Annotated in this window: 9 protein-coding genes and 1 pseudogene; 9 read left to right on the top strand and 1 reads right to left on the bottom strand. The window is 44.5% G+C overall.

Going from position 1 to position 7,758, the window contains the following annotated elements; all coding sequences use genetic code 11:
- From P5683_RS00365 to P5683_RS00345, 5 genes and pseudogenes are all read left to right on the top strand, one after another.
- Positions 1 to 116: pseudogene (locus P5683_RS00365) on the top strand (transposase); the annotation flags it as partial.
- Positions 117 to 245, top strand: a complete 129-nt coding sequence (locus tag P5683_RS00360) for a hypothetical protein (protein WP_006624571.1) — start codon at positions 117 to 119, stop codon at positions 243 to 245.
- A 41-nt stretch (positions 246 to 286) separates the two neighbouring features.
- Positions 287 to 514, top strand: coding sequence for a TatA/E family twin arginine-targeting protein translocase (locus P5683_RS00355; protein WP_006618394.1), 228 nt, complete (start codon positions 287 to 289; stop codon positions 512 to 514).
- Positions 515 to 534: 20 nt separating this feature from the next.
- Positions 535 to 1,140: an aminoacyl-tRNA hydrolase gene (pth, locus tag P5683_RS00350; protein WP_006624572.1), complete on the top strand. Its 606-nt coding sequence runs from the start codon at positions 535 to 537 to the stop codon at positions 1,138 to 1,140.
- 43 nt (positions 1,141 to 1,183) lie between these two features.
- Entirely contained in the window at positions 1,184 to 1,456 is a 273-nt protein-coding gene (locus P5683_RS00345; RefSeq protein WP_006670369.1) for a DUF3146 family protein, read from the top strand.
- Positions 1,457 to 1,484: 28 nt separating this feature from the next.
- Here P5683_RS00345 and P5683_RS00340 read toward each other — a convergent pair whose 3' ends face one another.
- Positions 1,485 to 2,705, bottom strand: coding sequence for a CapA family protein (locus P5683_RS00340; RefSeq protein WP_315638912.1), 1,221 nt, complete (start codon positions 2,703 to 2,705; stop codon positions 1,485 to 1,487).
- A gap of 280 nt (positions 2,706 to 2,985) precedes the next feature.
- Between P5683_RS00340 and P5683_RS00335 the strand changes: the two genes are divergently transcribed.
- The 4 genes from P5683_RS00335 (at position 2,986) to recQ (ending at position 7,594) form a co-directional block, all read left to right on the top strand.
- On the top strand, positions 2,986 to 3,645 hold the full coding sequence (locus tag P5683_RS00335; RefSeq protein WP_315638910.1) for a lysozyme inhibitor LprI family protein: 660 nt from the start codon (positions 2,986 to 2,988) through the stop codon (positions 3,643 to 3,645).
- Positions 3,646 to 3,764: 119 nt separating this feature from the next.
- Positions 3,765 to 4,406, top strand: coding sequence for a hypothetical protein (locus tag P5683_RS00330; protein WP_315638908.1), 642 nt, complete (start codon positions 3,765 to 3,767; stop codon positions 4,404 to 4,406).
- Between the two features lie 17 nt (positions 4,407 to 4,423).
- A complete protein-coding gene (locus P5683_RS00325) occupies positions 4,424 to 5,218 on the top strand; it encodes a pentapeptide repeat-containing protein (RefSeq protein WP_315638906.1) in 795 nt (264 codons plus the stop codon).
- A gap of 156 nt (positions 5,219 to 5,374) precedes the next feature.
- Positions 5,375 to 7,594: a DNA helicase RecQ gene (gene recQ, locus P5683_RS00320; RefSeq protein ID WP_315638904.1), complete on the top strand. Its 2,220-nt coding sequence runs from the start codon at positions 5,375 to 5,377 to the stop codon at positions 7,592 to 7,594.
- Positions 7,595 to 7,758: the final 164 nt, after the last annotated feature.

Here is a 7,758-nt window from a genome sequence, read left to right as displayed (position 1 = left end):
GGAACGGTGCTTTTGGAATCTTTCTAAAAGCTTTGCGGGATACCGCCTCTGTTACTTTAACGGGTAATAGTGCTATCGTCGCATTGTCCGGGAACAACCGGATAAATGTCGCGTAAATGTATCAGGCGCCAATCTATGAACTGGATCAATTGGCGATCGCTATGGATTTCGGGTCTGGTTGGTCTCATGGCTTAGGGCGACTCTCCCTGGGAATCATATTTCACTGGCGATCGCCATATTTTTAGCCCTATACCCTAGGCGACTTCCCAACTACTGGAGACATTAAATGAATATTTTTGGCATGGGTTTACCAGAGATGGCAGTCATCCTGGTATTAGCACTTTTGATTTTTGGTCCGAAAAAATTACCCGAAATGGGTCGCAGTTTAGGAGAGGCGATCCGCAAGTTTCAAGAAGCCTCCCAGGAATTTAAGACCGAGTTTAATCGAGAAGCAGAACAGATCCAAGCTGCTACTCGCCCCCAAAATACTAACTCCGAAAGTGATAATTCTTAGCAGCAATTTTGTCCTCTGCAATGGCTTTAATACCACAATTAATTGTAGGTTTAGGTAATCCGGGGTCAAAATATGACCGTACCCGCCACAATATTGGCTTTGAAGCCGTCGATTTTTTGGCTGACAAGTGGGGGGCTACCCTGTCGGAAAACCGTCGGTTTCAGGGGGTATTTGGTGAGGCTAAGATGCGATCGCATGACAAGCTGTATCTCCTGAAACCCTTAACCTACATGAATCGGTCAGGTCAAGCTATTCGGTCTGTGGTGGACTGGTACAAACTCCCCCCGGAATCCGTGTTAGTGATTTATGATGACATGGATTTACCAGTAGGACGGCTGCGCCTGCGGCTGTCCGGTTCCGCTGGGGGACATAATGGCATGAAATCGGCGATCGCTCATTTAGGGACTCAAAATTTCCCTCGCCTGCGCCTGGGAATTGATAAACCCCAAGCCGCAGTCCTTAACCACGACCGAGAAACCATCTCCCACGTCCTGGGTAAATTTCCCCCTAATGAGCGCCAGACTATGGATAAACTGTTACAACAGGTATTAGAAGCCATAGAATTAGCCCTAGAAGATGGAGTAGAAAAAGCTATGAGCCTTTACAATAGTCGCAGTGTTGACTAATGTCCAGAATCTGAATTTCCTGCATTATCCCAGGAGGTTGCCAGTGACTCATGCTAGAGGTCCTTTACCCGAAACCAATGCCCATATCCGCATTACCCGTCAGTCCTGGCAGTCTGGTATTCTCGAAGGAGATGTCAGCGCCGGGGACTATGTATGGCAATTTCAATGGCGATTTAGACAACGTAAAAGTTTAGTTATTCGACCCTCCCAGGGTCGCGCTTTAATCCAAGAACCCCTAGGGCGATTTCTGGAAAAGTGGGACTATAAACTTGAACCAGGCGGCGATTATTCTTTTACCATTCGCGCTAAGTTTTGATAGTCAGTTATCCCGTGATTATCGTGATTTACCGGTTCTGACCCACCAGAGAAGATGTCGGCAGTAAGGAGGTAAGATGGCGATTCATTTCCTCTAAATATCTGGCTAGTTGAGAATAATCACGGCTAGTTAGTAGGGGGTTATCCTGACTATTTAACAATGATTCTAAAGGCAAAACACGATAATTGAGTTTGCCATGAAGTGAGTATCGATGCACCCAAGTGGGTAAAGCTATCACCTCAGCAATTTCTATAGTTTCATCAGGAAAATTCTTGTTAATTCTCACCTTAAAAATAACTCCCACATCCCGATAATTCCCCCGCTGATTAGAAATGAAATTCCCCATTGAGTAAATAGCCACAGCTTGGCGGATAGTACCATCTTCCTCGGTGATATCAAAAATTTGATAGGGTTGAACCACATGGGGATGACTACCTAAAATAATATCCGCACCCGCATTAACCAAACTGGCGACCAGTCGTTTTTGTTCAGCATTCGGCTGGCGTTGATATTCCGTGCCAAAATGCAAAGCCACAGTAACTATATCAACTCCTAATTCTCGCGCTTTCTGAATATCTTGGATGATTTTCGCTTCATCAATTAAGTTAACTAAATAATCCTTTCCCCTAGGGATAGGAATGCCATTAGTGCCGTAGGTATAGGCAAAAAACGCCATTGATATATCATTCTTTTCAATCACAGTAATGGTGTCTGCTTCCTCCTGGGAGGCGGCTGTACCGACGGGAACCAAACCTCTACTTCTGACATTTTCCAGAGTTTTTAATAAACCAGCTTCGCGACGGTCTAGGGAGTGATTGTTAGCTGTGGTTAAAATATTAAATCCGGCATTTTTCAGGGCATCTGCGAGGGTATCCGGTGCATTAAATAAGGGATAACCTGTATATCCGGTTGCTGAACCTGCTAGGGTAGTTTCTAAGTTCCCAATTACCCAATCTCCGGTTTGGAGAATGTCGCTAACTTCTGTAAAAAAAGGGTCATAATTATAAGTGTTTGTGCTGGGATTATAACCGGACCTAATTTGTGGTCCGTGCATCATAATATCGCCAACGGCAATTAATAAAGCTGACTGGGTATAGGGTTTGGGGGGTTTGGTTAAAGCGGTGAGTTTCTCTGGGTCTATGGGTTCAACCCTAGCACTGGGTACAATATCGCAGCCGATAACCAAGAGAAACAAACTACCAGAAATCAGGGTGAGCAATTTTTGAGGCAAAACTTTACATATATTCATATCGTGGAGATCGATGGAGCAAGTAGAAAGCACGTTGACAGCTAAGATAGCATATCAGGTATGATCGGGTGAGGGGCATTGATTATAGATAATTCCTACCACCGATGTGGCAGTTTCAGAAGTTGTTATGACTACAGAGAGAATTTCAGCGCCAAGAAGCGGGAAAGGTCAGGAAAAACGCCACCAGTTAAGAAGGTGGCACTTTTCAAGCTGATATCTGTAGTCAGAAAGGATAGTTTACATACATACAAGTTCACCAATTCACTAGCACCTACCCACTATGCTTGACAAAATTGCTACGGCTATCTTTGCTGCTTTCCTGGCTTTCCCTGGCGCTACTAACTCAGAAGTGGCGGAAACTCATGTAGCCCAAGGGATACAGTGTAACCCTAAGGGTTCAATGATGGAAATGAAAAAATGTGCTGATGATGATTATCGAGTAGCCGATCGCAAACTGAATGAAGTTTACCAACAACTGCTCCCGAAAGTGCAAGGCGAGGAAAGACAGCGCCTGATTGCAGCACAACGCGCCTGGATTCAATTCCGCGACACGAATTGTAGATTTGAATCGGCGGAAGCGTTGGGGGGGACTTTAGAGGGTCTGCTGTTCACCAACTGTCTTACTAAGATGACCACCAATCGCACGGCTGAATTACAAGCATATATAGCACGACAGGCCAGCAATGAGCAACCGCAAATGGGGCAAGTTACTAATATCGTTCAGGGGGACATTATGTGCTATGTGACCCTGAAAGATCAGATGAACCAGGAACACCAGTTAGGCGCAACTTTCGATATTTGTGCTAAGGCTAATCAATTCATCAATCGTCGGGTTTCCCTAAAATATTCACTGCAAAATGTTAATGATTGCGAAAGCATTGAACCCTGTGGAAAAACCCGCCAGGAATTGCTGATTAGCAGTATGGATGTTGTCAGGTAGGTAGTTGAGAGCCTAACTTTTGTGTGACGCTAAGGGGTACAATGGTTAGGCTTGGCATCTTCACATCAGGGGGTTTTCCTGTTCTTGATGTGGGGAGGAACTCGGAAAGAGGTTTGACTTTGGGTGTAGAACTGCGAAGTTATGTTTATCTGGACAATTTACAGCCCCAACACGCTGCCTATATTGGGACGGTATCGTTGGGGTTTTTGCCGTTACCTGGGGATGCGTCCCTGTGGATTGAAATTTCACCGGGAATTGAGATTAACCGCATTACTGATGTGGCTTTAAAGTCTACGGCTGTCCGTCCTGGTGTTCAGTTTGTGGAAAGGTTGTATGGTGTGTTGGAAATTCACTCTAGCCGCCAGGGAGATACGTTAACGGCGGGTAGGGCGATTTTGGATGCTTTGGGGCTACAAGAAAGCGATCGCCTCAAGCCGCGTGTGGTCTCTAGTCAAATTATTCGCAATATTGACCCTCACCAGGCACAATTGATTAATCGGACTCGCCGGGGACAGTTGTTGCTGGCTAAACAAACTTTATATGTTTTAGAGGTGCAACCAGCGGCTTATGCTGCTTTGGCTGCGAATGAGGCGGAAAAGGCGGCTTTGATTAATATTTTACAGGTGCAAGCGGTGGGGAGTTTTGGACGTTTGTATCTGGGTGGAAATGAACAGGATATTTTGGCTGGGTCGGCGGCGGCTTTAAATGCGATCGCTAATATTTATGGTCGCGATACCTTATTTGCGGAAGGTAAGGAGTGAGGAATAGGGGGGTTATTATGGCTAATATTGAACAATTGGCAATCTTGAGGCGGGGTGTGGTGAAATGGGAGTTTTGGCGGCGCGAAAATGCGGCGATCGCACCGGATTTACAAGAGGCTAATTTCTCTGGTTTTCACCTGGAAGGGGTGAATTTAGAGGGGGCTAATCTTCAGGGCGCTAATTTAAGGGGTGCTAAATTGAGGTTGGCTAATTTAATGGGGGCTGATTTAGCAGGTGCCAACCTGGAAGGTGGTGATTTGCAAGGGGCTAATTTAATGGGGGCGGTTTTACTGGGGGCTAATTTATCTGATGGGAATTTGACTGATGCGGATTTGGGAAATGCTAATTTAATTGGGGTGGAATTTCGAGAGGCGATCGCCCGTCGGATTAATTTGAATGGCGCAAACCTAAGACGGGGGAATTTTACCCAGGCGAATTTAGCGGCGGTTAATTTGAATCAGGCTAATTTGAGTCACGCTAATTTCCATGAGGCGGTTTTGATAAATGCGATCGGCTATCAAGCCTATTTTTATGGTACTAACTTAGTTAATAGCCATTTAAATGGGTCTTATTTCTGGGGGGTTAAGTTCACTAATTCCCAATTAATGGGGGCTGATTTTCGATTCGCTAATCTCAGAAAATCTGTTTGGGAAAACATCGACGCAAGAGGTGCGAATTTGCGAGGCGCTAACCTGAATGGCGCTATTTTACACTCAGTTGATTTACGCGGTGCGAATTTGCGAGGCGCTAACCTGAACGGCGCTATTTTAAAACGGGTTAATTTGGATGATGCTATTCTACCTTATAATTAATCATAAATCATAAGAAACCGGGTTTCTCAATAGGGGGCTGGAATTAAGCGCCAGCCTATGATCAACTGGAACTGATCATAAAATGAGATAAACTAAGGGATTATCCGTAACCCACCGCATAAGTCCACCTTAGCAGTCAATGGAATCAGTGAAGTTATGTCAAGTTTTCCGCCACCTCTAGCGCAACCTCAATCCCTCCAACAATGCCTTAAACAGTATTTTGGCTATGACAGCTTTAGACCAGGACAACAGGAGATTATAGAACAAGTGCTGCAAAAGCGGGATGTACTCGCGATTATGCCTACAGGGGGTGGAAAATCCCTGTGCTTTCAACTTCCCGCTCTCTTGAAACCCGGTCTGACATTGGTGGTTTCGCCTTTAATCGCTTTAATGCAAGACCAGGTAGAAGCGCTAAAAGATAATGGTATTGGGGCGACATTTCTGAATAGTACGGTAGATATTCACGAAGCGCGTCAGCGAGAGTCAGCTATTCTACAAGGTCAAATTAAGCTGCTTTATGTAGCACCGGAAAGGTTACTATCTCCTCAGTTTTTAGAGTTTTTAGACCGCCTTGAGGCGGCATTTGGCATATCAACTCTGGTAATTGATGAAGCTCATTGTGTCTCAGATTGGGGTCACGATTTTCGACCAGAATATCGACAAATTCAACAGGTGCGATCGCGTTATCCCCACGTTCCAGCGATCGCTCTCACGGCTACGGCTACGGAACGGGTCAGATTTGATATAATTAAACAAATTGTCCTCAAACAACCTTATGTTCACGTCGCCAGTTTCTACCGTTCTAATCTCTACTATCAGGTAATCCCTAAACAACCGAAAAAACGGTTCACTCAACTATTAAAAGTAATTGAATCTATGTCGGGTTCAGGAATTATTTACTGTTCCAGTCGGAAAAGGGTGGAAGAAGTCGCATTAAAATTACAACATCATAATATCCAAGCCCTCCCCTATCATGCGGGAATGGCGGATAGCGATCGCCTAGAAAGTCATACCCGTTTTATCCGAGATGATGTCCGAATTATCGTGGCTACTATCGCCTTCGGTATGGGTATAGATAAGCCAGATGTCCGGTTCGTTATACACTACGATTTACCGAAAAGTTTGGAAAACTATTACCAAGAGTCAGGACGTGCTGGACGGGATGGGCAACCGGCTCAATGTCTGCTATTTTTTAGTTATGGGGATATGAAAACCATTGAATATTTGATTGAGCAAAAGCCTGATGTTGATGAACAAAGAATTGCGCGCCAACAGTTGCGACAGGTAATTGATTATGCTGAGTCTACCGAGTGTCGGCACCGCATTCAACTGCGCTATTTTGGAGAGGAATTTCCCGGTAATTGTGGCACCTGTGATAATTGTTGCCATCAACGACCTATGGAAGATTGGACAGTGGAAGCAATGAAGTTTCTATCCTGTGTGGCGCGGTGTCGGGAAAGGTTTGGGATGAGTTATATTATTGATGTGTTGCGGGGTGCTAAAAATCAAAAGGTTTTGAGTAGGGGACATGATAAACTTTCCACCTATAATATAGGACGAGACCGGACTGTTGATGAGTGGAAAATGTTGGCGCGATCGCTTTTGCATCAAGGACTGTTAAACCAGACTAATGATGGCTATTCTATTTTGAAGTTAAATAACCTCAGTTGGGAGGTGATGAAAAGACAGCGGGAAGTCAAAATTGCGGTGGTACGCGATCGCCAACTTCCACAAAAAACTTGGTCTATGGCGGCGGATGTTAAAATGTTATTAGAGCATCTCCGTCAAGTTCGTAAACAACTGGCTGACCAAAATGATATTGCTCCCTATAAGATTTTTTCCGATTCGACTTTGGGGTTAATGGCGCGAGAACGTCCCCAAACTAAACAGGATCTCTTGAGACTTTCTGGGGTGACTGCTTATAAGGTTCAACATTATGGTCAGCAGTTCTTAAATGCTATCCATCAATATTGTCTGGAACAAGGTATTCCCCTCAAGCCTACTAAACCGCCATTACCTGCTGTTTCATCATCATCTATCTCTAAGTGGTATCATGTCTCCCCTACTGTTCTGCAAACCTGGGAGTTATTTAAGCAGGGTTTAAATGTGGAAGAGATCGCTTATCAGAGAGGCTTAAAATCTACTACGATTTATGGTCATTTGGCGGATTTAATTGCTAACAATTATGGCGATATCGATATTAATACATTGGTATCTCCTGAACGACAACAGGTGATTTTAGAAGCGATCGCTATTTTGGGAGATGAACACCTAACAACAATTTATGAACATCTAGGAAAAGCCTACAGTTATGGGGAAATTCAATTAGTTAGGGCTTTATGGCGATCGCAAAATTCCCCCGATATTGAGTTTTGATTGGGTAATTGATAATTATTATCGGCTGAGAAACCTTATCGGCTAAGAAACCCGGTTTCTCAAAGAAACCGGGTTTCTGGAAATCTGGGGGAGAAACCCATCTATAATAATTATCGGCTGAGAAACCTTATCGGCTAAGAAACCCGGTTTCTCAAAGAAACCGG

Origin of the sequence: Limnospira sp. PMC 1279.21, from assembly GCF_032349615.1 — a bacterium.
GTDB classification, from domain to species: domain Bacteria; phylum Cyanobacteriota; class Cyanobacteriia; order Cyanobacteriales; family Microcoleaceae; genus Limnospira; species Limnospira fusiformis.
This window is presented reverse-complemented; position numbering and strand designations above follow the sequence as displayed.

Excerpts from the sequence above, each read along its gene's own strand:
- P5683_RS00360 (WP_006624571.1), top strand. The coding sequence starts at position 117 with ATGTATCAGGCGCCAATCTATGAACTGGATCAATTGGCGATCGCTATG.
- P5683_RS00355 (WP_006618394.1), top strand. The coding sequence starts at position 287 with ATGAATATTTTTGGCATGGGTTTACCAGAGATGGCAGTCATCCTGGTA.
- pth (WP_006624572.1), top strand. The coding sequence starts at position 535 with ATGGCTTTAATACCACAATTAATTGTAGGTTTAGGTAATCCGGGGTCA.
- P5683_RS00340 (WP_315638912.1), bottom strand. The coding sequence starts at position 2,705 with ATGAATATATGTAAAGTTTTGCCTCAAAAATTGCTCACCCTGATTTCT.
- P5683_RS00335 (WP_315638910.1), top strand. The coding sequence starts at position 2,986 with ATGCTTGACAAAATTGCTACGGCTATCTTTGCTGCTTTCCTGGCTTTC.
- P5683_RS00325 (WP_315638906.1), top strand. The coding sequence starts at position 4,424 with ATGGCTAATATTGAACAATTGGCAATCTTGAGGCGGGGTGTGGTGAAA.
- recQ (WP_315638904.1), top strand. The coding sequence starts at position 5,375 with ATGTCAAGTTTTCCGCCACCTCTAGCGCAACCTCAATCCCTCCAACAA.